General features: G+C 70.6%; 24 protein-coding genes and 3 riboswitches. Of the genes, 13 read left to right on the top strand and 11 right to left on the bottom strand.

The genetic code is table 11. The features are described 5' to 3' along the window. Positions 1-27 precede the first annotated feature (27 nt). The 10 genes from QM714_RS10345 to QM714_RS10300 all read left to right on the top strand — a co-directional run bounded on the left by QM714_RS10345 (position 28) and on the right by QM714_RS10300 (position 10,693). Complete coding sequence (locus QM714_RS10345; protein WP_415100126.1) at positions 28-594, top strand: vWA domain-containing protein; 567 nt, start codon at positions 28-30, stop codon at positions 592-594. After that, the gene (gene cobA, locus QM714_RS10340; RefSeq protein ID WP_415100124.1) at positions 594-1,376 is read left to right on the top strand and encodes a uroporphyrinogen-III C-methyltransferase; all 783 of its coding nucleotides are present in this window, start codon (positions 594-596) and stop codon (positions 1,374-1,376) included. Before QM714_RS10345 ends, cobA begins: the two co-directional genes overlap by 1 nt. Next, complete coding sequence (gene cobO, locus QM714_RS10335) at positions 1,376-1,990, top strand: cob(I)yrinic acid a,c-diamide adenosyltransferase (protein WP_415100122.1); 615 nt, start codon at positions 1,376-1,378, stop codon at positions 1,988-1,990. Before cobA ends, cobO begins: the two co-directional genes overlap by 1 nt. After that, positions 1,987-4,434, top strand: coding sequence for a cobyrinate a,c-diamide synthase (locus QM714_RS10330; RefSeq protein ID WP_415100120.1), 2,448 nt, complete (start codon positions 1,987-1,989; stop codon positions 4,432-4,434). Before cobO ends, QM714_RS10330 begins: the two co-directional genes overlap by 4 nt. Then, complete coding sequence (cobT, locus tag QM714_RS10325) at positions 4,431-5,477, top strand: nicotinate-nucleotide--dimethylbenzimidazole phosphoribosyltransferase (protein WP_415100118.1); 1,047 nt, start codon at positions 4,431-4,433, stop codon at positions 5,475-5,477. Before QM714_RS10330 ends, cobT begins: the two co-directional genes overlap by 4 nt. 4 nt (positions 5,478-5,481) lie before the next feature. After that, positions 5,482-6,237 (top strand): adenosylcobinamide-GDP ribazoletransferase, encoded by a 756-nt coding sequence (locus tag QM714_RS10320; protein ID WP_415100116.1) that lies wholly within the window; start codon positions 5,482-5,484, stop codon positions 6,235-6,237. Continuing rightward, the gene (locus QM714_RS10315) at positions 6,234-7,217 is read left to right on the top strand and encodes a cobalamin biosynthesis protein (protein WP_415100114.1); all 984 of its coding nucleotides are present in this window, start codon (positions 6,234-6,236) and stop codon (positions 7,215-7,217) included. The genes QM714_RS10320 and QM714_RS10315 overlap by 4 nt, the downstream gene beginning before the upstream one ends. A 419-nt stretch (positions 7,218-7,636) precedes the next feature. Next, a riboswitch (cobalamin riboswitch) is annotated at positions 7,637-7,838 on the top strand. Positions 7,839-7,858: 20 nt separating this feature from the next. Next, the gene (locus QM714_RS10310; protein WP_415100112.1) at positions 7,859-8,866 is read left to right on the top strand and encodes an ABC transporter substrate-binding protein; all 1,008 of its coding nucleotides are present in this window, start codon (positions 7,859-7,861) and stop codon (positions 8,864-8,866) included. A gap of 79 nt (positions 8,867-8,945) precedes the next feature. Then, entirely contained in the window at positions 8,946-9,920 is a 975-nt protein-coding gene (locus QM714_RS10305; RefSeq protein WP_415101056.1) for a FecCD family ABC transporter permease, read from the top strand. Continuing rightward, the gene (locus tag QM714_RS10300) at positions 9,917-10,693 is read left to right on the top strand and encodes an ABC transporter ATP-binding protein (RefSeq protein WP_415100110.1); all 777 of its coding nucleotides are present in this window, start codon (positions 9,917-9,919) and stop codon (positions 10,691-10,693) included. Before QM714_RS10305 ends, QM714_RS10300 begins: the two co-directional genes overlap by 4 nt. Here the strand turns inward: QM714_RS10300 and QM714_RS10295 are convergent. Continuing rightward, complete coding sequence (locus QM714_RS10295; protein WP_415100108.1) at positions 10,690-11,436, bottom strand: (2Fe-2S) ferredoxin domain-containing protein; 747 nt, start codon at positions 11,434-11,436, stop codon at positions 10,690-10,692. The genes QM714_RS10300 and QM714_RS10295 overlap by 4 nt on opposite strands. A 69-nt stretch (positions 11,437-11,505) precedes the next feature. Further along, a riboswitch (cobalamin riboswitch) is annotated at positions 11,506-11,637 on the top strand. A gap of 33 nt (positions 11,638-11,670) precedes the next feature. Between QM714_RS10295 and QM714_RS10290 the strand changes: the two genes are divergently transcribed. Together QM714_RS10290 and QM714_RS10285 are read left to right on the top strand one after the other, a co-directional pair. After that, the gene (locus QM714_RS10290) at positions 11,671-11,889 is read left to right on the top strand and encodes a CbtB domain-containing protein (protein WP_415100106.1); all 219 of its coding nucleotides are present in this window, start codon (positions 11,671-11,673) and stop codon (positions 11,887-11,889) included. Positions 11,890-11,903: 14 nt separating this feature from the next. Then, complete coding sequence (locus QM714_RS10285) at positions 11,904-12,689, top strand: CbtA family protein (RefSeq protein ID WP_415100104.1); 786 nt, start codon at positions 11,904-11,906, stop codon at positions 12,687-12,689. A gap of 686 nt (positions 12,690-13,375) precedes the next feature. Here QM714_RS10285 and QM714_RS10280 read toward each other — a convergent pair. The 8 genes from QM714_RS10280 to QM714_RS10245 form a co-directional block, all read right to left on the bottom strand. Beyond that, positions 13,376-13,906, bottom strand: a complete 531-nt coding sequence (locus QM714_RS10280) for a bifunctional adenosylcobinamide kinase/adenosylcobinamide-phosphate guanylyltransferase (protein ID WP_415100102.1) — start codon at positions 13,904-13,906, stop codon at positions 13,376-13,378. Then, the gene (locus tag QM714_RS10275) at positions 13,903-14,646 is read right to left on the bottom strand and encodes a cobalt-precorrin-6A reductase (protein WP_415100100.1); all 744 of its coding nucleotides are present in this window, start codon (positions 14,644-14,646) and stop codon (positions 13,903-13,905) included. The genes QM714_RS10280 and QM714_RS10275 overlap by 4 nt, the downstream gene beginning before the upstream one ends. After that, positions 14,643-16,127, bottom strand: a complete 1,485-nt coding sequence (locus tag QM714_RS10270) for a cobyric acid synthase (protein ID WP_415100098.1) — start codon at positions 16,125-16,127, stop codon at positions 14,643-14,645. Before QM714_RS10270 ends, QM714_RS10275 begins: the two co-directional genes overlap by 4 nt. Then, complete coding sequence (gene cobF, locus QM714_RS10265) at positions 16,124-16,840, bottom strand: precorrin-6A synthase (deacetylating) (RefSeq protein ID WP_415100096.1); 717 nt, start codon at positions 16,838-16,840, stop codon at positions 16,124-16,126. Before cobF ends, QM714_RS10270 begins: the two co-directional genes overlap by 4 nt. Then, entirely contained in the window at positions 16,837-20,481 is a 3,645-nt protein-coding gene (gene cobN, locus QM714_RS10260; protein ID WP_415100094.1) for a cobaltochelatase subunit CobN, read from the bottom strand. Before cobN ends, cobF begins: the two co-directional genes overlap by 4 nt. A 36-nt stretch (positions 20,482-20,517) precedes the next feature. After that, positions 20,518-20,646, bottom strand: a riboswitch (cobalamin riboswitch). Between the two features lie 52 nt (positions 20,647-20,698). Then, a complete protein-coding gene (locus tag QM714_RS10255) occupies positions 20,699-21,022 on the bottom strand; it encodes a DMT family transporter (protein WP_415100092.1) in 324 nt (107 codons plus the stop codon). Continuing rightward, entirely contained in the window at positions 21,022-21,399 is a 378-nt protein-coding gene (locus QM714_RS10250) for a DMT family transporter (RefSeq protein WP_415100090.1), read from the bottom strand. The genes QM714_RS10255 and QM714_RS10250 overlap by 1 nt, the downstream gene beginning before the upstream one ends. 74 nt (positions 21,400-21,473) lie before the next feature. Then, the gene (locus QM714_RS10245) at positions 21,474-22,817 is read right to left on the bottom strand and encodes an NAD-dependent succinate-semialdehyde dehydrogenase (protein WP_415100088.1); all 1,344 of its coding nucleotides are present in this window, start codon (positions 22,815-22,817) and stop codon (positions 21,474-21,476) included. A gap of 127 nt (positions 22,818-22,944) precedes the next feature. On the opposite strand from QM714_RS10245, the gene QM714_RS10240 reads away from it, so the two are divergent. Further along, positions 22,945-23,754, top strand: a complete 810-nt coding sequence (locus tag QM714_RS10240) for an acyl-CoA thioesterase (protein ID WP_415100086.1) — start codon at positions 22,945-22,947, stop codon at positions 23,752-23,754. A gap of 12 nt (positions 23,755-23,766) precedes the next feature. Here the strand turns inward: QM714_RS10240 and QM714_RS10235 are convergent, their stop codons facing one another. Continuing rightward, positions 23,767-24,786: a sulfite exporter TauE/SafE family protein gene (locus QM714_RS10235; RefSeq protein ID WP_415100084.1), complete on the bottom strand. Its 1,020-nt coding sequence runs from the start codon at positions 24,784-24,786 to the stop codon at positions 23,767-23,769. A gap of 72 nt (positions 24,787-24,858) precedes the next feature. After that, complete coding sequence (gene cysC, locus QM714_RS10230; RefSeq protein WP_415100082.1) at positions 24,859-26,088, bottom strand: adenylyl-sulfate kinase; 1,230 nt, start codon at positions 26,086-26,088, stop codon at positions 24,859-24,861. Between the last annotated feature and the right edge of the window lie 15 nt (positions 26,089-26,103).

The following is a 26,103-nucleotide window of genomic DNA, read 5'->3' as shown; positions in this document are numbered from 1 at the left end:
CTGCGGGCCGAGGATCTCCGATCCGCCTTGCGAGAGGGGCGGGAGGCCAACCTGGTGCTCTTCTGTGTCGACGCCTCCGGGTCGATGGCGGCCCGCAAGCGGATGACCCAGGTCAAGACGGCGATCCTCTCCCTCCTGCTGGACGCCTATCGGCGCCGGGACAAGGTCTCCCTGGTCACCTTCCGAGGAGCCGAGGCCACGGTGGCGCTGCCGCCGACCGGGTCGGTCGAGGTCGCAGCGCGGTTGCTCGACGAACTACCCGCGGGAGGCCGGACGCCATTGGCGGAGGGCCTGGTCGAGGCGGGCCGACTGCTCGTGCGCGAGCGGGTGCGAGATCCACGGATGCGCCCCTTGCTGGTCGTCGTCACCGACGGGCGGGCTACGGCTGGCGCCGACGCGGTGGGCCGTTCGCTGATCGCCGCTGACCACCTTGCTCGGCTCGGGGTGAGCGCCGTGGTGATCGACGGCGAGACCGGACCACTGCGTCTCGGCTTGGCCGCCGCCCTCGCGGACCGTCTCGTCGCCGACCACGTGCCGGTGGGTGAAGTGAGCGCCGAGACCCTGACCGCTGCCGTGCGCGGCCGGGTGGCGTGATGGGCCACTCGACCGATACCCCCGTGGTCGCTGGCCTACCCGGTGTGGTGCTGGTCGGTGGCGGGCCTGGTGATCCTGACCTGGTGACCGTGGCGGGCCGCCGCGCGGTCGAGCTGGCCGACGTGCTCCTGGTGGACCACCTCGCCCCCGCCGAGGCGTGCAGCTGGGCGCCGGACGACGCCGTCGTCATCGACGTGGCGAAGCTTCCCCGCGGTCCGGGGACGACACAGAAGCAGATCAACGAGCTGATGGTCGAGCACGCGCTTGCCGGACGCCGAGTGGTCCGCCTCAAGGGTGGCGACGGGTTCGTCTTCGGCCGCGGGGTGGAGGAGGTCCGCGCCTGCGTCGAGGCCGGCGTCCCGGTCCAGGTGATCCCTGGCGTGACCTCGGCGACCGCCGTACCCGCTCTCGCAGGGATCCCGGTCACTCACCGCGGGACCGTGCAGGGCTTCAGCGTGATCAGCGGGCACGTCCCACCGGGCCACCCCGACTCCACCCTCGACTACGCCGCCCTCGCTGCTGCCGGAACCACCCTGGTGGTCTTGATGGGGGTGCAGACCCTGCCAGCGATCAGCGGCGCCTTGCTAGCAGCTGGGATGTCACCGGACACCCCCGCGGCCGTGGTTGCCGACGGGGCCTCGCCCGAACAACGGGCGGTGTTCGGGACGTTGACCACCATCGCCGAGATCGCTGCGCGCGCAGCCATCACCGCACCGGCTGTCACCGTCATCGGCGACGTGGCCTCCCTAGCCCCGGCCGCGTCCAGCACAGGAGGCCACTGATGCCCCAAGGACAACCGCTCGCGGTGCCCGACGACGGACTCACCACCCGGCAGCGTCGCAACCGGCCCCTGCTCATCGTCCACACCGGCGACGGCAAGGGGAAGTCGACGGCCGCCTTCGGTCTGGCCCTGCGCGCCTGGAACCAGGGCTTGCGGATCGGAGTGTTCCAGTTCGTCAAGTCCGCCAAGTGGCGGATCGGCGAACAGAGCGTGCTGGAGCGTCTCGGTGCTCTGCACGCCGAGACCGGTGAGGGCGGCCGGGTCGAATGGCACAAGATGGGCTCCGGCTGGTCCTGGTCGCGCAAGCACGGGGACTCCGAGGACCACGCAGCCGCGGCCCTGGAGGGGTGGCGCGAAGTGCAGCGGCGGCTCGCCGAGAAGCGCCACGACCTGCTCATCCTCGACGAGTTCACCTATCCGCTCCAGTGGGGCTGGGTGGAGGTCGACGAGGTCGTCGCCACTCTCCGGGACCGGCCGGGCCACCAGCACGTGATCGTCACCGGGCGTCGCGCCGATCCCGCGCTCGTCGAGGCGGCCGACCTGGTGACCGAGATGACCAAGATCAAGCACCCGATGGACGCCGGGCAGAAGGGTCAGCGAGGCATCGAGTGGTGAGAGGTCCGGGGGAGCCCTTCCGCCTCCCACGGCTGGTGGTCGCGGCGCCGTCGACGGGTCAGGGCAAGACCACGGTCGCTGCCGGCCTGATGGCTGCGCTGACCGCGTCCGGGCAGGTCGTCTCGGGACACAAGGTGGGGCCGGACTACATCGACCCGGGCTACCACGCGCTGGCCTGTGGGCGGCCCGGGCGCAACCTCGACCCCCACCTGACCGGAGAGCACCGGGTGACCCCGCTCCTGCTGCACGGCGCCCGCGGCGCGGACCTCGCGGTGATCGAGGGCGTGATGGGCCTGCACGACGGCCGACTGGGCACGGACGGCTTCGCCTCCACCGCACACGTCGCCCGACTGACCCGCACGCCGGTCATCTTGGTCGTCGACCTGGCGCGAGCCTCCCGATCAGTCGCCGCGGTGGCGGCCGGGATGGCCGACTTCGATTCGGAGGTCGACGTCGCCGGAGTGATCTTGAACCGCACCGGCTCGGCGCGCAACGTGACCGAGGTCGAGCGGGCGCTCCGGCTGCCCGTGTTCGGCGCGCTTCCCCGCGACGACGACCTGGCCACCCCGTCTCGTCACTTGGGTCTGGTCCCCGCGACGGAGCGGTCCGAGTCGGCGGCAGCCGTCGCCAGGCTCGGGGAGCAGGTTGCTCGACATCTGGACCTGCGTGCAATCTCGGAGGTCGCGCGCAGCGCTCCGGACCTGGACGGGCCGGTGTGGGACCCCGCGGTCGAGGTTGCCGGCCCGAGCCCGACCGTCGGTGAGCCACCGTTGGTGGCGATGGCCGGTGGTCGTGCGTTCACGTTCCGATATGCCGAGACCGAGGAGCTGCTGCGTGCGAGTGGTTGCCGCGTGGTCGACTTCGACCCGCTCACCGACATCCGTCTGCCAGCGGGCACCCAAGGGCTCTACCTCGGCGGCGGCTTCCCGGAGATGTACGCCGCCGAGCTCGCGGCCAACCGGACGCTGCTGGCGGATCTCCGAGATGCCATCGCCGCCGGCATCCCGACCGTCGCCGAGTGCGCGGGGCTGCTCTACCTGAGTCGTCGACTCGACGGTGCCTCCATGGCTGGAGCGCTCCCCGCAGAAGCCACCATGACCCCGCGGCTGACGCTGCGGCTGGTCGAAGCGACCGCTGCCGCGGACTCACTGCTCACCCGCCGAGGAGAGGTCGTCGCCGGGCACGAGTTTCACCGCACCGAGCTCGTCCCGGCCGCTGGCTTGGACCCGGCCTGGCGGATCGACGACGACACCATGGGGTTCGCGACCCCGACGCTGCACGCGTCGTACCTCCACGTCCACTGGGCCGGCCACCCCCAGCTCGCCCAGCGGTTCGCCGACGCCGTCCATGCCGCGACGCCCTACTCGGCGTCGCTGCGGCGCGCGCCGACACCTCCCACCGCACCGCAGGTGTCGGAGCCGCTGCGACATCACGGTGACCGAGAGGTCGGGCCGGGTTTGGTCGACTTCGCCGTGAACGTCTACGCCGGCGAACGGCCAGCGTGGTTGGACCGAGCCCTCCAGCGCGGCCTGGAGGAGGCCGCGGCCTACCCCGACCCCGAGCCCGCCCGCGCGGCGATCGCCCACCGACACGGTCGACGCGAGGACGAGGTGCTTCCCACGGCAGGCGCGGCAGAGGCGTTCGACCTGATCGCCCGACTCAAGCCATGGCGGCACGCAGTGGTGATCCACCCGCAGTTCACCGAGCCGCATGCCGCGCTGGCTCGGGCCGGACACCCGGTGACCACCGTTGTCTGTGATCCGGCCGGTGGCTTCGCCTTGGACCCCGATCAGGTGCCCGACGACGCCGACCTGGTGGTGCTCGGCAACCCGACCAACCCGACCGGGGTGCTCCACCCGGCCGAGGTGATCGCGCGGTTGCGGCGGCCCAAGCGGATCGTCGTCGTCGACGAGGCGTTCATGGACGCCGTGCCGGGAGAGCAACAGTCGCTGGTGCGCAACCGGCGCCGAGGACTGTTGGTGGTGCGCAGCCTCACCAAGCATTGGTCGATGCCGGGGATCAGAGCCGGGTATGTCCTCGGCAGCGCCCGCACCATCCACGCACTCAGTCGACGTCAGGTGCCCTGGTCGGTGTCGGCACCGGCGGTCCAGGCGATGGTCGCCTGCGCGACCCACCAGGCCGTCACCGAATCTCGCGCCCGCGCCGAGAACCTGGCCGGCTGGCGGTCTGTTCTCGAGCGCGGGCTGGCCGACCGCCACCTCGAGTTCGTCCCGTCGGCCGGCCCGTTCGTGCTTGCGCGGATCCCGGCCGGCGGCTGGGCCGCCTTGCGGGAGCACGGGATCGCCGTACGGCGAGCCGACACCTTTCCGGGACTCGACGGCGACTGGGTGAGGATCGCGGTCCGGCCACCTGGGACCACTCGGCGCCTACTCGCCGCGCTCGACCTCATCGGTTATCGACCAGCAGTCAGGAGTACGCGATGAGTCTCACCCCACCAGACCCTCAGATCCGTGCCGCAGCAGCCACCAGGCTCGGCGCACTGGCGACCCCACCCGGTGCACTCGGGCTGTTGGGTGAGGTCGCGATCTGGTTGGCGTCGGCCCAGGGCGTGAATCCGCCCGAGCCGATCGTCAACCCTCGACTGGTGATCTTCGCCGGCGACCATGGCGTCGCCGCTCATGGCGTCTCGGCGTTCCCGCCGGCGATCACGGGGCTGATGGTGCGCACCTTCCTGGCCGGCCGCGCTGGGGTGAGCGCATTGGCGCGGGCGCACGGGGTGAGCGTTCGGGTGGTCGACCTCGCCGTCGATGACGACTACGCCGACCTGCCCGCCGAGGTTCGTGGCCCACTGGTCGCGCACAAAGTGCGCCACGGTAGTGGCGCCATTCATCTCGAGGACGCGCTGAGCGGGGCCGAGGTGCGGGCCGCGCTCACCGCGGGCGCGGTGATCGCTCGCGAGGAGCTCGCTGCCGGCGCCGATCTGTTGATGAGCGGCGACATGGGCATCGGCAACACCACCCCCGCGACGGCGCTGGTGGCTGCTGCGCTACGGGTGCCCGCCGACCAGGTCACGGGGCGTGGGACGGGCATCGACGATGCGACCTGGGCTCACAAGGCTGCCCTGATCGACCAGGCGCTGAGCCGAGCCGGCGATCGGCTGGACGACCCCGAGGAGACGTTGGCCGCGGTAGGCAGCGCCGACCTGGCGGCCGCCACCGGCTTCCTGGTCACCGCAGCCGAGGAGGGCGTGCCGGTGCTGCTCGACGGCCTGCTCAGCGTCGCGTGCGCGCTCACCGCCGAGCGGATGGCGCCTGGCGCTTCGGCCTGGTTCGTCGCCGGCCATCGATCGACCGAGCCCGCTCAGACGCTCGCCCTCGACAAGCTCGGGCTGCGACCGTTGCTCGACCTGGAGATGCGTCTGGGCGAGGGGTCCGGAGCGGTCACCGCCCTGCCGCTGCTGCAGAGCTCGGTGGCGTTGCTCCGCGAGGTGGCCCTGCTCTCGGAGGTCACCGGGGCGGGAGACTGAGCAGGTGCTCGACTCCTGGCGCCTCGCTGTCGGCACCCTGACGGCGCTCCCGGTCCGGCCTCCGGCCGCGGTCGATCGCGCGGTCGCTCGCGGAGCCATCCTGCTGGCTCCGCTGGCGATCCTGCCGGTGGCCGCCCTCGCCGTCGGCGTCGGCCTGGGCGTCCGTGGCTGGACCTCCTCACCGCTGTTGGCAGCCGTGTTGATGGTCGGTGTGTTGGCCTGGGGGACCCGGGCCCTGCACTGGGACGGGCTCTCGGATGTCGCCGACGGGCTCGCCGCGTCCTACGACCGCGAGAGGTCGTTGACGGTGATGCGGAGTGGGTCGTCCGGCCCGGCCGGCACCGTGACGGTGCTGATCGTGGCCGGCATCCAGATCGCTGCGCTGGCTGCCCTCTGTGACACCTGGCGAGGCGCCGCACTCGGGGCGGTCGGCGTCTGTGTGGCTCGTGGCGCGCTGACGGTGTGCTGTGCCAGGGGAGTGCCCGGCGCGCGGCAGGACGGACTCGCGGTGACCTTCGTCGAGACCGTGCCCCGCATCTGGGTGGCGGCGGTCTGGCTGGTCGGCGCGGCCGTGCTGTCCGGTGCGGCGGGGTGGAGCGGTGTGCCCTGGTGGCACGGCGCGGTGGCTGCTGCTCTGGGACTGACGGCCGGCGCGGTCGTCGTACGCGTTGCTGTGCGGCGCCTGGGTGGGGTGACCGGGGACGTGTTCGGCGCCGCGGTCGAGCTCAGCGCGGCCGCGATCTTGGTGGGCCTGGCGTGAGAGCGAGCGGCCTGGTGCTCGGCTATCTTGCCGACCGCCTTCTCGGCGACCCGTCGTCGTTCCACCCGGTCGCCGGCTTCGGCAAGCTGGCCGCCGCATGCGAGCGGGCCTGGTACGCCGACTCTCGCGGCCGCGGAGTCGTTCATGCGGCCGCCCTGGCGGGCGGCGCATTCATCTCGGGGTGCGCGCTGGAGCGGGTCGCGCGTCGCCTGCCCGGTGGCTCGACTGCGCTGACCGCGGTGACCTGCTGGGCTGTGCTCGGCGGCAGATCGCTGGAGAAGGAGGCGCTGGCGGTGCACGCGCTGCTCGCAGCCGGCGACCTGGCGGGAGCCCGGCAGCGGCTGACTCACCTGGTCGGCCGGGACACCAGTGCCCTGGACGAGGCCGAGATCGCGCGAGCGGCGATCGAGTCGGTGGCCGAGAACACCTCCGATGCCGTGGTTGCGCCACTGCTGTGGGGTGCCCTCGCCGGTCCGGCCGGAATGGTGGCCTATCGGGCGACCAACACCCTGGATGCGATGGTCGGCCATCGCAGTGACCGTTATCGCCAGTTCGGCTGGGCCTCCGCGCGCCTCGACGATCTCTTGAACCTGCCTGCCGCCCGGCTCTCCGGCGGCCTGGTGATGCTCGCCGCGCCGTCTCGCGCCGAGGCGGCCCGGCGAGCATGGCGGCGGGATGCCGGCGCCCACCCCAGCCCGAACGCGGGTGTCGCCGAGGCCGCCTTCGCCGGCAGCCTCGATCTCAGACTCGGCGGGACCAACGACTACGGCGGAGTCGTCGAGCACCGCGCGATCCTGGGCTCCGGCCCGCCTCCGGTGTCCGACGACATCATCCGCGCGGTGCGACTCGCGGGACGGGTCGGCTGGCTCGCGATGACGGCCGCCGTCGCGCTGGCCGGCGCGCGGCGTCCAGGCCGGCCTCGCCCGGCGGGACCTCATAGTCGGCCTCCTTCGTGCGCGGGACCTGGTAGCCGAGGTTGACCTGGAACGGCAGCGTCTCGGCGTCCATGTCCTGCCCCCAGGACAAGATGCCGGCCGCGATCCGCCGGTGATGGGCCGGCGCGATGACCATCAGCTCGTGCGCCTTGCCGGCGTCGAGGACGGCGTTCCACATCGTCACGTGGTTGACCAGGGCGTCGTACTCCACCATCGGGCCACCGTCCTCGTGCCGGACTGACGGAGGTTGATCGGGACCAGGCGATCGGACTGGTCGACCGAGGGAGCGTTCCGCTCTGTGGGGTGGGCAGCATCGAGGGTCACAGCGACTCCATCTCTCGCGGAACAGCGGTGTGGGTATCGCTACAGAGCGGTCTGCTGACTTCCGGATCACCGCCGTCGCCCAGCCTTCCCAGATCACGAATGATCCAGTGGCGGCGTCTCCATGTGCGGCACCGCGGGGCGGGTTGCTGCTAGGTTGCGGTTGCTGTGGTGAACGGGAAGCCGGTCTGATGCCGGCGCGGCCCTCGCCACTGTAGCCGTCGAGCGAGACGACCTCGCGTGGCAGCCCAGGCTGTCACGGGCCACTGGGGGTGACCCCGGGAAGGTCGGCCGTCGAGCGTTGACACGGAAGCCAGGAGACCGGCCACGGCGCGTCACATTCCACGAGGGTTTGGAGAAACCAGATGCGCAAGTCACCCCTGCCCAGATTGATGCCTGCGGCAGCAGCGCTCGGCCTGGCATTGTCGCTCGTCGGGTGCGCGGGAGCGCCCGAGCCGGAGGCCCAGTCCTCCGAGAGCGGCGTCGCGGGCTTCCCGGTCACCGTCAGCAGCTGCGGACACGAGTCCACCTTGACGGCGCCGCCCGAGCACGCGGTCACCCTGAACCAGGGAGCGACCGAGGTCGCCCTTGCGCTGGGCGTCGAGGACCAGATGGCAGGCACCGCCTACCTCGACGACGCGGTGGCCGAGAGGTGGTCCGCCGCCTACGACACCGTGCCCGTGTTGTCCAAGGAGTACCCGTCGCGTGAGGAGTTCCTAGCCGCAGACCCCGATTTCGCCTATGCGTCGTACGGCAGTGCCTTCGAGCGCAAGGCGGTCGGAACCCAGGAGCAGCTCGACAGCCAGGGCATCGCGTCCTACCTGTCCCCGTTCGGGTGTGACGACACCGAGCAGCGCCCGGCGCCGTCCTTCCAGGCGGTCTGGGACGAGGTCACCGAGGTCGGCAAGGCATTCGGTGTCCCCGATCGCGCGGCCGACGTGGTCAAGGAGCAGACCGACACCCTGGCCGAGCTGGCGGACCAGAAAGCTGGCCAGGGCGTGAGCGTGCTGTGGTACGACTCCGGCCGCAAGACCCCGTTCGTGGGTGCAGGCGACGGCGGTCCAGGCCTGGTGATGGACGCTGTCGGTGCGGACAACGTCTTCGCAGACCACGAGGGCAACTGGTTCGACGCCAGCTGGGAGGACGTCTTGGCTGCCGACCCGGACGTGATCGTGGTCGTCGACGCGAGCTGGGACACCGCGAAGGGCAAGATCGCCTATCTGAGCAAGGACAAGGTCCTGCGCCAGCTCACCGCGGTGAAGGAGAAGCGGTTCGTCACCATCCCCTTCTCGGAGTCCACCCCCGGAGTGCGGCTCGTCGACGGCGCCAGGTCGCTGGCCGACCAGCTCGGCGGGGTCAACCTCCCTCGGTGACCAGCCCTCAGTGACAACGACGCGGCGTCTCGGTCCGTACGTCTCCGTCGCCACCGCCGTGGTCGCCCTTGCGGTGAGCATGGCGGTGGCGCTGGGCGTCGGCGCGGTGTCGGTGCCCGTCCACACCGTCGCGGAGGTCGTCTTGCGCCGGACGCACCTCGGTGGCTTCGACGTCCGGCTGATCGACGACCAGATCGTCTGGCAGCTGCGGATGCCGCGGGTGCTCGGTGCGGCTGCGGTCGGGGCGGGCTTGGCGACCGCCGGCGCGGTGCTGCAGTCGTTGACCCGCAACGACCTCGCGGACCCGTATCTGTTGGGGATCTCCTCGGGCGCGGCCGCGGGCGCGGTGACCGTGATCGTGTTGGGGATCCCTGTGGTCGGCCTGGTGGGCAGCGCCGCGGTGACGACGGCGGGCTTCGCCGGAGCGCTGCTGGCGCTGGTCCTCGTCCTGCTCCTGGCCGCCGGACGGGGCGGGTCGCTGTCGCCTACCCGGACGATCCTCTCGGGAGTGGCGATCGGCGCCGTCGCCGCGGCGTACAGCTCGCTGCTCATCACCCTGCAGGGTGACTCGGACGCGGCGAGGCGGGTGCTGGCGTGGACGTTGGGGTCGCTGGCCGGGCTCCGCTGGGACACCGCCGTCCTGCTCGCGGTGGTGGCTGCGCTCGGCTGCGTCCTCTTCTGGGCAACCGCGGGCCAGCTCGATGCCTTCGCCTTCGGCGAGAACACGGCCCGCTCGCTGGGAGTGCACGTCGAGCGGCTCCGGTGGGGCCTGATGATCGCGACGGCGCTGGTCACCGCGTGCCTGGTGGCCTATGCGGGCACGATCGGCTTCGTGGGGCTGGTCGTTCCTCACCTGGTGAGGAGCGTGACCGGCCCCGGTCACCGACTGCTGCTGCCGCTCTCGGCGCTGGTTGGTGCGACGTTGCTGGTGTGGGCCGACACCCTGGCCAGGACGGTCATCGACGGCCAGGAGATGCCGGTCGGGGTCGTCACGGCGGTCGTCGGTGCGCCGTTCTTCGCCTGGCTGCTGCGACGCACTGGTGACACCGGATGAGCGCGCGGCCGCTGATCGGTGACGGGCTCGTCTGGCAGGCCGGAGGCCGCCGGATCGTCGACGACATCTCGATCCACGCTCGTCCCGGAGCCGTCACCGGGCTGATCGGTCCCAACGGCTCGGGCAAGACCTCGCTGCTGCGGCTGCTGGCCGGTGTGGTGCGCCCGGACAGCGGTCGGGTGTCCCTCGGTAAGGTCGACGTCCACCGCATCTCGGCGCGACAGCGCGCCCGTTCGTTGGCCCTGGTCGAGCAGGAGACGGCGACCACTCTCGATCTGCTGGTGCGCGAGGTAGTCGAGCTCGGCCGGGTGCCGCACCGCTCCCGGTTCGGCACGGGTGATGAGAGTGGCCCGGCGATCGTGGAGGCCGCCATGCGCGCGGCCGGGGTGGACCGCCTGGCCGACCGGCGCTGGCAGACGCTGTCCGGCGGGGAGAGGCAGCGCAGTCATCTGGCCAGGACTCTGGCCCAGGAGCCTGAGGTGTTGCTCTTGGACGAGCCGACCAACCACCTCGATCTGCGTCACCAGCTGGCGTTCCTCGAGGGTATTCGTGATCTCGGGATCACCGTGGTCGCCGTCCTGCACGACCTTGAGTTCGCGGCGGCATACTGCGACGAGGTCGGGGTGCTCGACGCCGGCCGCTTGGTCGCGCTCGGCCCTGTCGGGGACATCCTCACCGCCGGACTGGTCGCCGAGGTGTACGGCGTGGACGTCACCGTGGAGACCCATCCGGTCACCGGACGGCCGCATGTCCGCTGGAACGGACTGATCTAGCCGTCCTCGGCGGCGTCGCCGCGCATCCGGGGCAGACGGTGGCTCTCGACCGACCGGTCTCCGACCAGATGCTCTGCCACGATCTGTTCGGCCACCTCGGGAGAGACCGCGCCGTACCAGATGTCGTCGGGCTGCACGCTGACCACCGGTGCCTGGTTGCACGGGAACTGGCAACCGGTGTGAGTGAGCAACACGTCGTCGTCACCCAACTCGTGGCGCATCAGCGCCAGCACCATCGCCTCGAGGGTCTGCTCGGAGCCGGCAGCCGAGCATCGTGGCCCTCGGCAGACCAGCACCTGGTGACGATGCCCGGTGATGGACTCCCACGCGGGGGAGGTCAACCCAGCCTCGGTGCCGGTGATCGGCCGGGCCTCCGCGACCAGCGTCGGCCAGTCCTCGAGCTGAGTCAGCAAGCGCGCCGGGCAGGCCAGCTCAGGTGCGGGACCAGACCGCTGTCGCCACCAGTGCGCTGCGATCCGCCGCAGCCACGAGGCGCCGGGTGAGAGACGGCCCAGGCTGGCGCCGACCAGCACCACCCGCCGGCAGCCGGTGTCGGCGATCCGGGTGAGCTCGGTGCCCACGGTGGGGGAGCCGAACTGCAAGAAGGCGACTGTGGCGCCGACGGTCTCGGCCCAGCCCAGCAGGTTCTCACGATCCTGCACCTCGCGCGGCGACATGCCGACCAGGACGTATGCGGTGTGGTCGCTGGCCATGGCCCCGCCCGGAAGCGCGGCTTGTCCCATGGAGGCCTCCTCCGATCGGCTTCCCGCCACGGAGCGGCGAGGCTACCACCGCCCTGTGCACCCCCTGTCCGAGTGCTGCCCGGATGCGTTACGCTCGCCGCAGGCGAACGCTCGGAAGCCGGTGAGAGTCCGGCACAGTCGCGCTACTGTGACACCGCCTCAGGCGGTGAAGTCAGACCCGACGTTCGTGTTCCATACCGACTACCAGGGACGCATCATCCCTGAGGAGGACACATGTCGCAGGTCGCTGCGGCGCCGAGTGCCGGCGCACCTTCACTTCCCACCGTCCCTCTTCGCGAACTCGCTCCGTGGGCGTTGTTCTTCGGGCTGCTGGCCCTCATCGTCATCTTCTTCGTCAGCGCCGACCAAGGCGCCATCTCGATCCCGGCAGGGAACGCGATCCACGAGTGGGTGCACGACGGGCGCCACCTGCTCGGCTACCCCTGCCACTGACGGCGGGCCGACAGATGACTGCACGCAACCTCTTGATCCGTGGTCTGCTCGCAGGCCTGATCGCCGGGTTCGCCACGTTCCTGGTCGCCCACCAGATCGGTGAGCCGCACGTCGAGACCGCTATCGGCATCGAAGAGGCCCACTCCGCCGAAGAAGCGCCCGCCGACGAGACGGCGGCCGGGCACGACCACGGCGAAGAGGACGAGGGCACCGTGGTCACGCGTCCCACCCAGCGGACCTGGGGCCTGCTCACCGGCACCATGGCAATGAGCCTGGCCTTCGGTGGCCTGGTCGCGCTGGTGTCAGCCGGGGTCGCCGGCCGGATGGGTCAGCTGACCCTGTCTCAGTCGACGGCGTTGGTGACCCTGATCGGCTTCGTCTCTGTCGCGCTAGTGCCGTTCTTGAAGTATCCAGCCACGCCACCGGCGGTCGGCAACCCCGACACCATCAGCCATCGCACCGGTGTCTTCTTCGCCTATCTGCTGATCTCGCTGATCGCCGCGGTCGTGATCACGATGCTGGCGCTCCGACTGCAGCCTCAATGGGGCACCTACGCCGTCGTCGTGGGCGGCGTCGCGGCCTACGTGCTCGTGGTCGTCGTGGCCGGCGTCGCGATGCCGACCGTCAACGAGATCGGCGACTTCCCGGCCGACACGCTGTGGTTCTTCCGTCGCGCGTCGTTGATCACCATCGCCACGATGTGGTCCGTGATCGGCGTCGCCCTGGTCGGGCTGTTGCGCCACCTGGAGCGGCAGACGGGCGCCGACGACGCACGCCGGGAGCTGGCTGCCAGCCTCTGATGTCCGGGGGCGGCTGCGCTGGTCGTCTCCCGGGCTGGCTGGTCGTCGGGAAAGCAGTCCGCGGCTCCGGCTGGCGGCCGGGTTGCCGGCGGACTGGGGTGCTCGTCGACGGGCAGCTACCGGGACAGCGGTGCTCGGCTTGCGGTTCCCGTCCGGGTTCCTGGTCGCCTAGGGCCACGACTGAGGCAGCTACACGGGGAGCGGTGCTTGCCGTTGTGGTCGGCGGCCGGGTTCTGGTCGCTGGTGGCCACTCCCGTCACTGCTTCATCAAGGTAACTGGGTGGCCCTGCACTTCTCATTGCGTGCACGCAATGAGAAGTGGCGCTTCACCCACTTATCTTGGTGAAGCGGCGACCCGTGTGACCCCTCGGGACAGGGCGGCTCTTGGCCCCGGGATGGGTGCATCGATTGTGCTGAACTGCAGTCCATCATTGGGCTACTGGTGTGTACGGACGGCATATGTGACCTACGCACCAGTAGCCGGTTTCAGGGCGCTGTCGGGTGCGCTGATTGGGCCGAAACTGCATCCCGACCCATCTCCCGCGGTGCAGTGGTGGCCCTTCCCCATCTCCCGCGGTGCTGTCGTGGCTGAGGACCCGTATACGGGCCACTTTGCCACCATAAGACCGCGGCAGACGGCAGAAGACCGCGGCAGACGGCAGAAGACCGCGGCAGACGCTTGCGCGTCACACGCGGAGCACGCGGCCTGCGACGACCAGGTGGACCTCGTCGCAGGCCGCGGCCATGCGCAGGTTCACCACGCCCAACAGGTCGCGGAAGAGGCGTCCCGAGCGGTGGCTGGGCACCACACCGAGGCCCACCTCGTTGGTCACGAACACCGCGTCGCCCGGAAGCGCCCGGGTCGCCTCGGCCGCCTCAGCCACCAGCCGGTCCACGGTCTCGGTGACCTCCTCGACTGGCGCGTTCCACAGCCTGCGGTCGTCTAGCGCGCCGGTGAGCCAGGTGCCGAGGCAGTCGACCAGCACCGGCCCGGATGCCTGGGCCAGTGCGCCGGCGAGGTCACGGGTCTCGAGGGTGTGCCAGCCCGAAGGCCGGCGCGCTTGGTGGGCGGCGATCCTGGCCACCCAGTCCGGGTCGGGATCCTCGGCCACGGTCGGGCCCGGCGCGAGGTAGAGCACCGAGTCGTGCGCAGCAAGCAGCTGCTCGGCATGATGGGACTTCCCCGAACGCACCCCGCCGGTCACCAGCACTCTCATCTCGCGTCCTCTCCGCGTCGTGACTCCAGCCAGGCCAGCGCTGCTGCCGCGTCGCTCACCTGCGCGACGTCGCGCGGCAGCGACGGTCGACGTACGACGACCACCTGCGCGCCGAGCAGAGCGGCGGCCTCCATCTTCGGCCAGGTATAGGTCCCACCGGAGTCCTTGGTGACCACGACATCGGCGCCGTGGCTGCGCATCAGGGTCAGCTCACCGCTGAGCGGGTAGGGGCCGCGACTGGTGATCAGGCGCCAGCCGCTCGGCAGGGAGAGGTCGGGTCGGTCGACCACTCGGGCGAGGACTCGATGCTCCGACAAGGCGGGCAGCAAGCGCGCAAGCTCCTGCCGCCCCACCGTGACGAAGGGTCGCTCGCCCAGATGGGCGGCCGCCTCGCCGGCCGCCTCGTGAGTCTCGACGTAGTGCCAGGCCGGGTCCGCTGGCCACCCCGGCCGCTCCAACCTCAGCAGGGGAACCTCGGGGTCCAGCCGGCAGGCAGCGATGGCGTTCGCGCTCATGCCCAGCGCGAACGGGTGGGTGGCATCGATGACCACGTCGAAGTCGCCGAGCGCGTCGCGCAGGCCGGTCACACCGCCGAAGCCGCCGACGCGGACCTTGCCGACCGGGAGCCGGGGGCGTGCCACCCGGCCCGCCAGCGAGCTGGTCACGTCGACTCCCCGCGCGACCAGGAGGGCGGCGAGCTCGCGCGCCTCGCTGGTCCCGCCGAGGAGCAGCACCCTCATCTTGCGCCGCCCGGAGGAAGGATGGGCAGCCCAGCGGGCGGGCCACCGTGGGCGAGCGCCAGCAGCGAGTCGACGTCGAGGTGCTCCTCGACGAGGTCGGCAAGCACGTCGAGGCGACGCTCTCGCGCCTGGGCGAAGCTCACCCCGGACGGCGGCAACCCCACCACCTCGGCCAGGAACGCGGCACGGAACTCGTCTCCTTCCAAGCTGCCATGCCACATGGTGCCGAACACGTTGCCCGATCGGACACCGCCGAGGAACTCCTCGGTCTCGGGCCCACGACTGATCACCCCGTGGTGGATCTCGTAGCCGGTGGTCGGTGCGCCCAAGACCTCGCCGGCGGGCAGTCGCAACGTCTTCTCGGCGGCGAAGTCGGTGCGTACGTCGAGCAGGTCGAGGCCCTGGGCCGTCGCGCCGGGTGTGCCCTCGACACCCTCGGGATCGGCGATCGTGTGCCCGAGCATCTGGAAGCCGCCGCAGATGCCCAGCAGCGGACGGCCAGCGCGTGCATGCTCGACCACGGCATGGTCCAACCCGCGCCGCCGCAGCCAGTCCAGGTCGGCGAGGGTGGCCCGAGTGCCCGGCAGGACGACCAGGTCGGCGTCGGTCAGATCGGCCGGCCGGGACACGAACGCCACGTCCAGGCCCGGTTCGAGCTTCAGTGCGTCGAGGTCGGTGAAGTTGCTGATCCGCGGGAGCCGGACAACAGCCACCCGCGTCCGGGGCCGGTCGGTCGGCGGCAGAGCGCCGAGGTCGAGCGCATCCTCGGAGTCCAGCCAGAGGTCCGGGTGCCACGGAAGCACGCCGTACACCCGCCGCCCGGTGACCTTCTCGAGGCTGCGTAGCCCGGGCTCCAACAGCCCGGCGTCGCCGCGGAACTTGTTGACCGCGAAGCCGGCGACCAGCGCCTGGTCGGCGGGCTCCAGCAATGCCACGGTCCCGAACATGGCCGCGAACACGCCGCCCCTGTCGATGTCGCCGACCACGACCACCGGCAGGCCTGCGTGCCGGGCCAGTCCCAGGTTGACGTAGTCGCTCGCGCGAAGATTGATCTCGGTCGGACTGCCCGCACCTTCGGCCACGACCAGGTCGAACCGCGCGGCCAGGTCGTCGTACGCCGCGTGCGCGGCGGCCGCCAGATGACGTCGGCCGGTTGCGAAGTCGGTCGCCGACACCTCCCCGGCCGGGTGGCCCATCACCACCACGTGACTGCGGTGGTCGCTGCCGGGTTTGAGCAGCACCGGGTTCATGGCCGGCTCCGGAGCCACCCCGGCGGCCACTGCCTGGATCCACTGTGCTCGTCCGATCTCGGCGTGCCGGCCGTCGGGGTCGAGGCAGACCATGGAGTTGTTCGACATGTTCTGTGCCTTGTACGGCGCCACCGAGAGGCCGCGTCGGGCGAGCGCGCGACACATCCCGACGACGAGGGTGCTCTTCCCGGCGTCGGACGTGGTCCCGGCAACCAGCAGGCCGGCCGTCACGGCGCCCGGAGCAGGTAGATATCCATCACCCAGCCGGCGGTCTGCTGGGCACGATCGCGGGCCGCGTGAACCTCGTCGAGCACGTCCCCGACCCGGCCCGCGACCAGCTCCTCGGAGTCCGTGGCGAGGTTGGCGCCCCACCAGATCGACCAGTCCTCCAGACCGGCGAGATCGATCACCCGGTTGAGCAGGACCACCAGGTTGGTCTGACCCGCGGCGACGGCCTCGCGCAACCCGCGCGAGGTGGTGAGGTGGACGGGTTGGCCGACCGAGTGCAGCACGACTCGGTGTCGGGCTGCGAGCAGCTGAGGGGCACTGATGCCCGGGAGGACGTCGTACTCGATCGGGAGCCTGGTGGCGAGCTGCTCGACGATCCGGATGGTCGAGTCGTAGAACGCCGGGTCCCCCCACACCAAGAAGGCCGCCGTCCCACCGCGCTCGCGCAGGACCTGCTCGTAGGCCCGCACCCGGGCTTCGTGCCACGCATTGACGGCGCCTGGGTAGTCGGCGGGATCGTTGCGGTCGCGAGGGGGGTCGGGGACGGGGATCACCTCGAGCCCGTGTTCGACGGCGATCGCCTGGCGCACGGCGAGCAGTCGGTCGCCGCTGCCCTTGTCGGCCGCGATGATGTAGTCGACCGTCCGCAGCGCCTCGACGACCTCGCAGGTGAGATGCTGTGGCCCCATGCCGGCGCCGAGTATGCGGACTCTCATTCCGCGCGGTCCTCCAGGTCTCCCTCGACGTCGAGGTAGACGTGTTGGAGCGCGGTCAACACCTCCGGATCGGGCTCGGCCCACAGACCGCGCTCGGCGGCCTCGTGCAGGCGCTCGACGATGCCGCGCAGCGCCCAGGGGTTCGATCGGCGCAGGAACTCCTGGTTCGTCTCGTCCAGGACGTAGTCGCGGGCGAGCCGGTCGTACATCCAGTCGTGCACCACACCGGCGGTGGCGTCGAAGCCGAACAGATAGTCCACCGTCGCGGCGAGCTCGAAGGCGCCCTTGTAGCCGTGCCGCTGCATCGCCGAGATCCACCGCGGGTTGACGACTCGTGCTCGGAACACCCGATTGGTCTCCTCTTGGAGGGTTCGGGTGCGGATGGCGTCGGGGCTGGTCGAATCGCCGACGTAGGCTTTCGGATCCTCACCGGTCAGCGCGCGCACGGTCGCAATCATGCCGCCGTGGTACTGGAAGTAGTCGTCGGAGTCGGCGATGTCGTGCTCGGCGCTGTCGACGTTCTTGGCGGCCACCTTGATGCGCCGGTAGTTGGTGCGCATGTCGTCGGCGGCCGGGGCGCCGTCCAAGTCGCGACCGTAGGCGAAGCCGCCCCAGGCGGTGTAGACCTCGGCCAGGTCCGCGTCGTCGCGCCATGATCCGGATTCGACGACCTGCAGGATCCCGGCACCGTAGGACCCGGGTTTCGAGCCGAAGATGCGCGTCGTCGCGCGCCTGTGGTCACCGTGGTCGGCCAGGTCGGCGTGAGTGTGTGCGCGCACGAAGTTCTCTTCGTCTGGCTCGTCGAGCTCTGCGACCAGTCTGACGGCGTCGTCGAGCATGGCGACCACGTGGGGGAAGGCGTCTCGGAAGAACCCGGAGATGCGCACCGTCACGTCGATCCGCGGGCGACCGAGCTCCTCGAGGGGGATGATCTGTAGGTGGCCAACCCGCCGGGAGGCGGCGTCCCACTCGGGCCGGACACCGAGGAGGGCGAGCACCTCGGCGACATCGTCTCCGGACGTGCGCATCGCACTGGTGCCCCACACCGAAAGCCCGACCGACTCCGGATAGCCGCCGGTGTCGGCCTGGTAGCGAGCAAGCAGCGAGTCGGCCATCGCCTGACCGGTCTCCCAGGCCAGCCGCGAGGGGATCGCTCGCGGATCGACGGTGTAGAAGTTGCGCCCGGTCGGGAGGACGTTCACCAGCCCTCGAAGCGGAGAGCCCGACGGCCCGGCCGGGACGAAGCCGCCCTCGAGAGCATGCAGGATCGCCTCTAGCTCGTCGGTGGTGCGGCGAAGTCGCGGCACTACCTGGGTGGCCGCGAAGGCGAGCACCTGCCGCACCTCCGGGCTGTCGTGCACACCAACGGCGGCGGCCGGGTCCCAGTCGGCATCCTCCATCTGCTGGACGAGGTCACGGGCCCGGGCCTCGATCTCGTCCACCACGGTGACCGACTCGTCGGTCTTCAGCCCGAGCGCCGCGCGCAGCCCGGGGACCGCGTTGCCGACGCCGCCCCAGACCTGGGCGGCGCGCAGGACGGCCAACACCAGGTTGACTCGAGCGCCACCCTCGGGGGCCTGGCCCAGCACGTGCAGGCCGTCTCGGATCTGGGCGTCCTTGATCTCGCACAGCCAGCCGTCCACGTGGAGCAGGAAGTCGTCGAAGTCGTCGTCCTCCGGTCGCTCGTCCAGGCCCAGGTCGCGGTGCATCTCCGCGGCCCGCATCAGCGACCAGATCTCGCCGCGGATCGCGGGCAGCTTCGCCGGATCCATCGCCGCGATGTTGGCGTGCTCGTCCATCAGCTGCTCGAGCTGGGCGATCTCGCCGTACGTCTCCGCGCGCGCCATCGGCGGCACCAGGTGATCCACGATGGTGGCATGGGCGCGGCGCTTCGCCTGGGCGCCCTCGCCCGGGTCGTTGACCAGGAACGGGTAGATCAGCGGCAGGTTGGCGATGGCCGCGTCGCTGCCGCACGAGGCAGACAGGGCCGCGGTCTTGCCGGGCAGCCACTCCATCGAGCCGTGCTTGCCGAGGTGGACGACGGCGTGGGCGCCGAAGCCGCCCTCCTCGACGGGTGCGCCGAGCCAGCGGTAGGCCGCCAGATAGTGGTGGCTCGGCGGCAGGTCCGGGTCGTGGTAGATCGCCACCGGGTTCTCCCCGAAGCCTCGTGGCGGCTGGATGAGGATGACGATGTTGCCAGCGGAGATGGTCGCGAGCACCAGCTCGCCGGTGTCGTTGACGAAGAGTGACCCCGGGGCCGGACCCCAGGTCTCGACCATCGCCTGCCGAAGGTCGGCGGGCAGGTCGCGCGTCCAGGCGTCGTACGCCGCCTGGTCGATCCGCACGTGTGCCTCGGTGAGCTGGGCGGAGGTCAGCCACTCCTCGTCTTGGCCACCAGCGGCGACGAGGGCATGGATGAGCGCGTCTCCCGCGGCGGTCTCGTCAGCCAGGTCGAGCCCCGGGATCGCACCGGGATCGCCGAGGTCGTAGCCAACCTCGCGCAGCCGGCGCAGCAGCCGGATCGCCGACACCGGCGTGTCCAGGCCGACGGCGTTGCCGATCCGGGCGTGCTTGGTGGGATAGGCAGAGAGGACGATGGCGAGACGCTTGTCCTGGTTGGCGGTCCCGCGCAGGCGCGCGTGGTTGACTGCGATCCGGGCGACCCGGGCGCAGCGCTCGGGGTCGGCGACGTAGTGCGGAAGCCCGTCGCTGTCGATCTCCTTGAAGGAGAACGGTGCGGTGATGATCCGGCCGTCGAACTCAGGGATCGCGATCTGTGTTGCGGCGTCCAGCGGCGTGACGCCCTCGTCGGAGTCCGCCCAGGCAGAGCGGCTGGTGGTCAGGCAGAGGCCCTGAAGGATCGGGATGTCGAGGGCCGCGATCCGCTCGACGTCCCAGGCCTCGTCGTCACCACCGGCGCTCGCGGTCGCGGGGGTGCTGCCGCCGGCCGCCAACACGGTGACTACGAGCGCGTCGAAGGCCGCCAGAGCTTCGAAGAGATCGTCGGGCGCCGAGCGCAGCGATCCGGCGTACACCGGCTGGCCGACCGCCGCGCCGGTGGCATCGATGGCATCGGCGAGGGCGTGAGCGAAGGCGGTGTTGCCGCTGGCCTCGTGGGCGCGGTAATAGAGCACGCCGACCCGTGGCAGGTCCTTCCTCGCCGGCGTCGGTCGGCCGGGCATTCCCCAGGCCGGGATCGTCTCCGGTGGCTCGAACCCGATCCCGGTCAACAGCACCGTGTCGGACAGGAATGCATGCAGCTGTGCCAGATTGGTCGGTCCACCTTCTGCCAGATAGCGGTGGGCCTCGCTGGCCACGCCCATCGGCACCGTCGAGAGTTCCATCAGCTCGGCGCTCGGCTGCTGCTCACCGCCGAGCACCACCAGCGGCACCTGGTTCTCTCGCACCGACTGCAGCCCGACCCACAGGTCTTGGGGCGAGCCCAACAGTCGGACGACCACCAGGTCCGAACCGGTGACGACCTTGGTGAGCTCGGCGTCGGCCGATCGACTCGGGTTGGCCCAGGAGTACGACGCTCCGCTCGCCCGTGCCGAGAGCAGATCGGTGTCGGACGTGGACAGCAGTGCGATGCGCGGCCCGGCTGCCGGGTCGGCTGGTGGACGGGCTGACGACGGGGCCATGGTCGAGGCTCCTCCTCCGGGGTTCGCGCCCCAGGTAGTGGTCGGATGACCCGCGGCCAGTGTCTGGCTGCGTCGTCGACCAGCGACGGCGTCACAGTGGCGGAACCGCCCCGGACTCTCACCGGGTTCCTGCTCCGCGGGCTGGCTGCAGCCTACGGGAGGGCTGTTCTCGCCCGGTCGCCCCGCTCGGGATGTGTGCGAGCCGACGATTCGTGGATCAGTGTGTCGCGCCCACCTCGACCAGGAAGACGCCGACTGCGATCAGGCCGATGCCGCCGGCCATCGTCGCGGTCAACCGCTCGCCGAAGAGGAAGCGGCTGGCGATCGCAGTGAGTGCCACGCCGCAGGAGGCCCAGATGCCGTAGGTGATCCCGAGCGGGATGCCGGCCTCCAGGATGCGGGTGAGCAGGAGGAAGGAGGCGATGTAGCACGAGACGACGAGGGGGTAGAGGCGCGGCCGGTCGTTGACTGCGGCGCGGAGGCAGAGCGTCCCGCCGACCTCGATCAGGATGGCGATGCCGAGCATCAACCAGGGCAGCATCACCGCTGCCCGCCGCTCGAGGCGTCCGGCGGCCCGTCGTGGGTAGAGCCCAGCTCGACCATCAGCACGCCTGCGATGATCACGCCGAGGCCGAGGGCCATCAACCCGGTAAGCGGCTCGGCGAACAGTAGCGTCGAGAGCACCGCCGTGCTGCCGACGCCGAGGGCGCCCCACAGGCCGTAGGTGACGCCGAGCGGCTGGCCGCGCTTGAGCAGGTTGATCAGCAGCAAGAAGGACGCGACATAGCCGACCGCCACGCTGAGGTAGAACGCCGGGTGCAGCAGCGCCGCCTTCAGGCTCAGCGACGCGCACAGCTCGCAGGCAACCGCAAGCACGAGGACGGCCCAGGTGGGTAGGGCCGACGCCCTGAAACCCATCTCGGACCGTCCTCAGCTGCCGGTGTGACCGAACCAGTCGTGACCGAGCCGGTCGGGGCTCAGCCTGTGGTGGCTCAGCCGGCGGTGCGAATCAGCTTCTTGTTGACGAACTCGTCGATGCCGAAGCGGCCGAGCTCGCGGCCGAAACCGGAGCGCTTGACGCCGCCGAAGGGCAGCTCGACGCCTTCGGCGCCGACAGCGTTGACGAACACCATGCCGGCGTCGATCTGGTCGGCCACCCGCGCGGCCTGCTCCGGGTCGGTGGTGAAGATGTAGGAGCCGAGACCGTACGGCGTGTCGTTGGCGACCTTGATCGCCTCCTCCTCGCTGCCGACCTTGAACACCATCGCCACCGGGCCGAACAGCTCCTCGAGGGCAGCGCCGGAGCCCTGCTCCACCTCGGTGAGCACGCCGGCCGGGAAGTGTGCACCGTCACGCTCGCCTGCCGAGGTCAGCTTCGCGCCCGACTCCACCGCCTTGGCGACCTGACCCTCGAGCCGCTCTGCCGCGGCCAGCGACGAGAGCGGGTTGGGGTCGGTGGCCAGGATCTTCTCGGTGAACTTCGCGACGAAGTCGTCGTAGACGTCCTCGTGGACGATCATCCGCTTGCCGGCGTTGCAGGCCTGGCCGGTGTTCTCCATCCGAGCGGCGACGGCCTGCTCGACGGTGGCGTCGAGGTCGTCGGAGCTGAGCACGATGAACGGGTCGGAGCCACCCAGCTCGAGGACGACCTTCTTCAGGTGACGGCCGGCGATCTCGGCCACTGCCGCACCGGCACGCTCGGAGCCGGTCAGCGAAACGCCCTGGACGCGCGGGTCGCCGATGATCTCCGCGATCTGCTCGTTGGAGGCGTAGATGTTGACGTAGGCGCCCTTCGGGTAGCCGGCGTCGTCGAAGATCTGCTGCAGGAGGGCAGCCGACTCCGGGCACTGCGGCGCGTGCTTGAGCACGATGGTGTTGCCCGCGGTCAGGTTGGGCCCGGCGAAGCGGGCGACCTGGTAGGCCGGGTAGTTCCACGGCATGATCCCGAGCAGGACACCGAGCGGACGGCGTCGGATGACCGCACTGCCCTCGCCGTCGAGCAGGTCGATGGGCTCGTCGGCCAGGAACCGCTCGGCGTTGTCGGCGTAGTACTCGTAGATCGCGGCGGAGAAGTCGACCTCGCCAAGCGCGTCGTCGTACGGCTTGCCCATCTCGCGGTTCATCGTCTTCGCGAGCTCTTCACGGCGCTCGGTGTGCAACTCCGACACCCGGCGGATCAAGGCGGCACGGTCCGCGACGGAGCTGGTCCGGCCCCAGGAGTCGAACGCGCTCTGGGCCGCCGCGACGGCGGCTTGCACCTGCTCGTCGGTGTCGGTCTCGAAGCTGCGCACGAGCTCACCGGTCTTGGGGTCGGTGACGGCGTACAGGCTGGTCATTGGGTTGGTTCCTTTGTCTGGGGTTGGGATCGTCCCCGAGGGGGTTCGAGCCCACCCTAGTCGTCCGCGCCAGCCCTCCGCGAGGGCCGTCATCCAGGCTGGACGGAAGCCTTGAGAGGCTTGTCTGGTGAGCCACACCTTCGACGAGGCGATCGCGGTCGAGATCGCCCGGCCGGATGCCTTCGCCTCGCAGACCCATCCGGCCTACGCGAACATGGTCGGTCCGTTCGGTGGGGTGACTGCCGGCGCCGTAGTGCAGGCCCTGCGGCAGCACGCGCGCTCCCAGGGGGAGCCCGCAGCCCTGACCGTCAACTATGTGGCACCGATCGCCGATGGGCCGTGGCAGCTCGTGGTGGAGGAGGTGCGCACCAACCGGAGCAACCAGCACTGGCTCTTCCGGATCCTCCAGGACGAGCAGGTCGTCACGACCGGCTCGATGGTCCTCGCGACCGTCCGGGACACCTGGGGCGCGACCGAGTTGGCGCCGCCGTCAGTGGCTGCGCCCGAGGAGATCCCTGCGGCGGAGCCGATCATTCCGCTGGCCTGGCTGAGCCGCTACCAGATGCGCTTCGTCGCAGGCGTTCCGCCGGTGAAGCCCGGACCGGGTGCGGCCGACTCCACCACGACGCTGTGGATCCGGGACAACCCGCCCCGCCCGCTGGACTTCGCCTCGCTCACCGCGATGGCTGACTGCTTCTTCCCCCGGGTCTTCCTGCGCACGGGGGCGCTCGCACCTGCGGGGACGATCTCGCTGTCTGTCTACTTCCATGCCACGACCGACGAGTTGGCCGCCGTCGGTGAGGACTACCTGCTCGCCACGGCGCGGGGCGGGCGGTTCGGCCACGGGCTCTTCGACCAGTCGGGCGAACTATGGAGTCGCTCCGGGACTCTGCTGGCCACCACGACCCAACTCGTGTACTACAAGGACCCGGCCTAGGGAGCGCCGTCCTCAGACGTGGCCGACGCCCTCTTCGTCATCCAGCTCGGCGACGGTGGGGTGTCCGGAGGCCGGCAGACCTTCGAGCTCGCGAAGCTTGCGCCACACGACGGGGATCAAGAACAGCAGGGCCACCCCGACCAGCAGGTAGAAGACGGGGAACTGGCGGCTGTCGGCAATGCCGGAGAGGCCGATCGCCTCGAAGACGGCCTGTGGCCCGTGACCGGCCTTGTCGAGCAAGGCGAGACCGGACATCACCAAGACGACGACGATGCCGCGCCGGATCCACGATTGCGGGACCTTCGGGGCGATCCGGCTCCCGAGCATCGAGCCGGGCACCGAGCCGACGATCAGCGGGATGGTCAGCGACCAGTCGATGCCGTGGTTGACCACGATATTGGCGATCGCAGCGGCTAGCACCAGCGGGACGGCCTGGACCAGGTCGGTGCCGACCAGGCGCAGCGCCGACAGACCGGGATAGAGCATCAGCAGCGCGATCATGATGACCGAGCCGGAGCCGACGCTGGTGATGCCGACCAACGCGCCGCCGAGCATGCCGACCAACAGCGTCGGCACGGGCCGGATGTGCGGGTTGTCGTCGGGACGGTGGCCGCCGCGGCGTACGGCGCGCAACTGGAGGTAGATCCGCAGCGCATAGGTGGTCGCCGCGAACAGCAAGGCGATGCCGATCGCGAACTTCAGGGTCTGCTCCAGGCCCTCGCCCTCGCCTGCGACGCGGTGGAAGAGGAATGGACCGAGGAAGGCCATCGGCACCGAGCCGACGATGAGCCATGCAGCGAGCCTGAAGTTCGGCTGGCCGTGCTTGGAGTGCACGAGCGCGCCGCCGGTCTTGTAGACAGCCGCTGCGGTCAGGTCGGCGGTCACCACGGCCGTCGCGTCGCCGAAGCCGAGCAGGATCAGGGCGGGGGTCATCAGCGCACCGCCGCCCATCCCGGTGAGCCCGACCACGACCCCGACGAGGAAGCCCACCACGACGATGGACAGGGCCGTCCAGGTCAGCAGTTCGATCATGGCGGGTAACTCTAGTGGTCTTATCGGTTAAAAGGTGAATCGGTGCGGGTGGCGCGGCTTATCTACGTTTGTCTAGTAATTCAGTTGATTAAGGTCACGTAGGTCGAGGTGACCGCTGTCGCGGAGAACGAGGAGCACGTCGTCGAGCGCCTCCTCGATGCTGCGGCCGGTCGTGTCGACCCGGACGGCGGCATCCTCGGGCTCCTCGTAGGGCGAGGAGATGCCGGTGAACTCGGGGATCTCGCCTCGGCGCGCCTTGGCATAGAGGCCCTTGCGGTCGCGTCGCTCACACTCCTCCAGCGGAGTGGCGACGTGGACCAAGAAGAATGCACCGCCAGCGTCCTCGACCATCTCCCGGACCTGCTGGCGGGTCTCGTCGAACGGCGCGATCGGGCTGCACACCGCCACGCCGCCGTGTCGCGAGATCTCGGCGGCGACCCAGCCGATCCGACGGATGTTGGTCTCCCGGTCGGCCTTGGAAAAGGTCAGGCCTGCGGAGAGATGGCGGCGTACGACGTCGCCGTCCAGGCTGGTGACCGTCCGGCCTCCGCGCTCGAGCAGGCGATCTGTCAGCGCGCGCGCGAGGGTGGACTTCCCGCTGCCGGACAGGCCGGTAAAGAAGAGCACCAGCCCCTGCTCCTCCGGCGGCGGGCGGTCCTCGTCGACGATGTCGACGATGTCGTCGGCCAACTCTCCGCCGGGGTCGGCGAGCAGACCGACGATGGGGTCGCCGTCGGCGTAGTTCTCCACCACCTGGACGCCGAGGTGGTGGTCGAGGTCGACGTCGCCTCGAGAGGCAAGTGGGCAGGCCACCACCCCGGCGTCCCCGAGCAGTTCGGCGGCGGCCAGGGTCGCGCGGAGCAGGCCCACCGTCGAGAGCCACGACGTGCCGTGGCCGACCAGGGCCAGCAGCACGACCGGTCCGAGCCGTCGGATCTCGGCGAGCTGAATCTCGGTGAGGGCGTCGGTCACCGGGATCCAGGTGCGGCCGGCGTACCGCTCCCGACACTCGGCGACGCTGAGATACAGCCGGCGAAAGGGCCCGTGCTCGGCATGGCTCAGCGGCGTGACCGCACCGTCCAGGTCCACCCTGGCCAGCGGGAGCCCCTCGGGATCGACCAGCTCGACCGCGCCCCCCTGCGCGGTCGCCGCCTCGACGACGTCGTGGGGCAGGTCGAGGGTGACCGGGCTGCCGGGTTCGTTGAACCCCCTAGTCGGCTGCAGTGCTCCGCCGAGGAGGAGTTCGAGGTCGTCGAGTTCGCGGGCGGTGGGGTGATACTGCGGCAGTGACTGGTTGGGCACGGCCTCATCCTGCCA

This window comes from Nocardioides sp. (genome assembly GCF_047602075.1).
Lineage (GTDB): Bacteria > Actinomycetota > Actinomycetes > Propionibacteriales > Nocardioidaceae > Nocardioides.
This window is presented reverse-complemented; position numbering and strand designations above follow the sequence as displayed.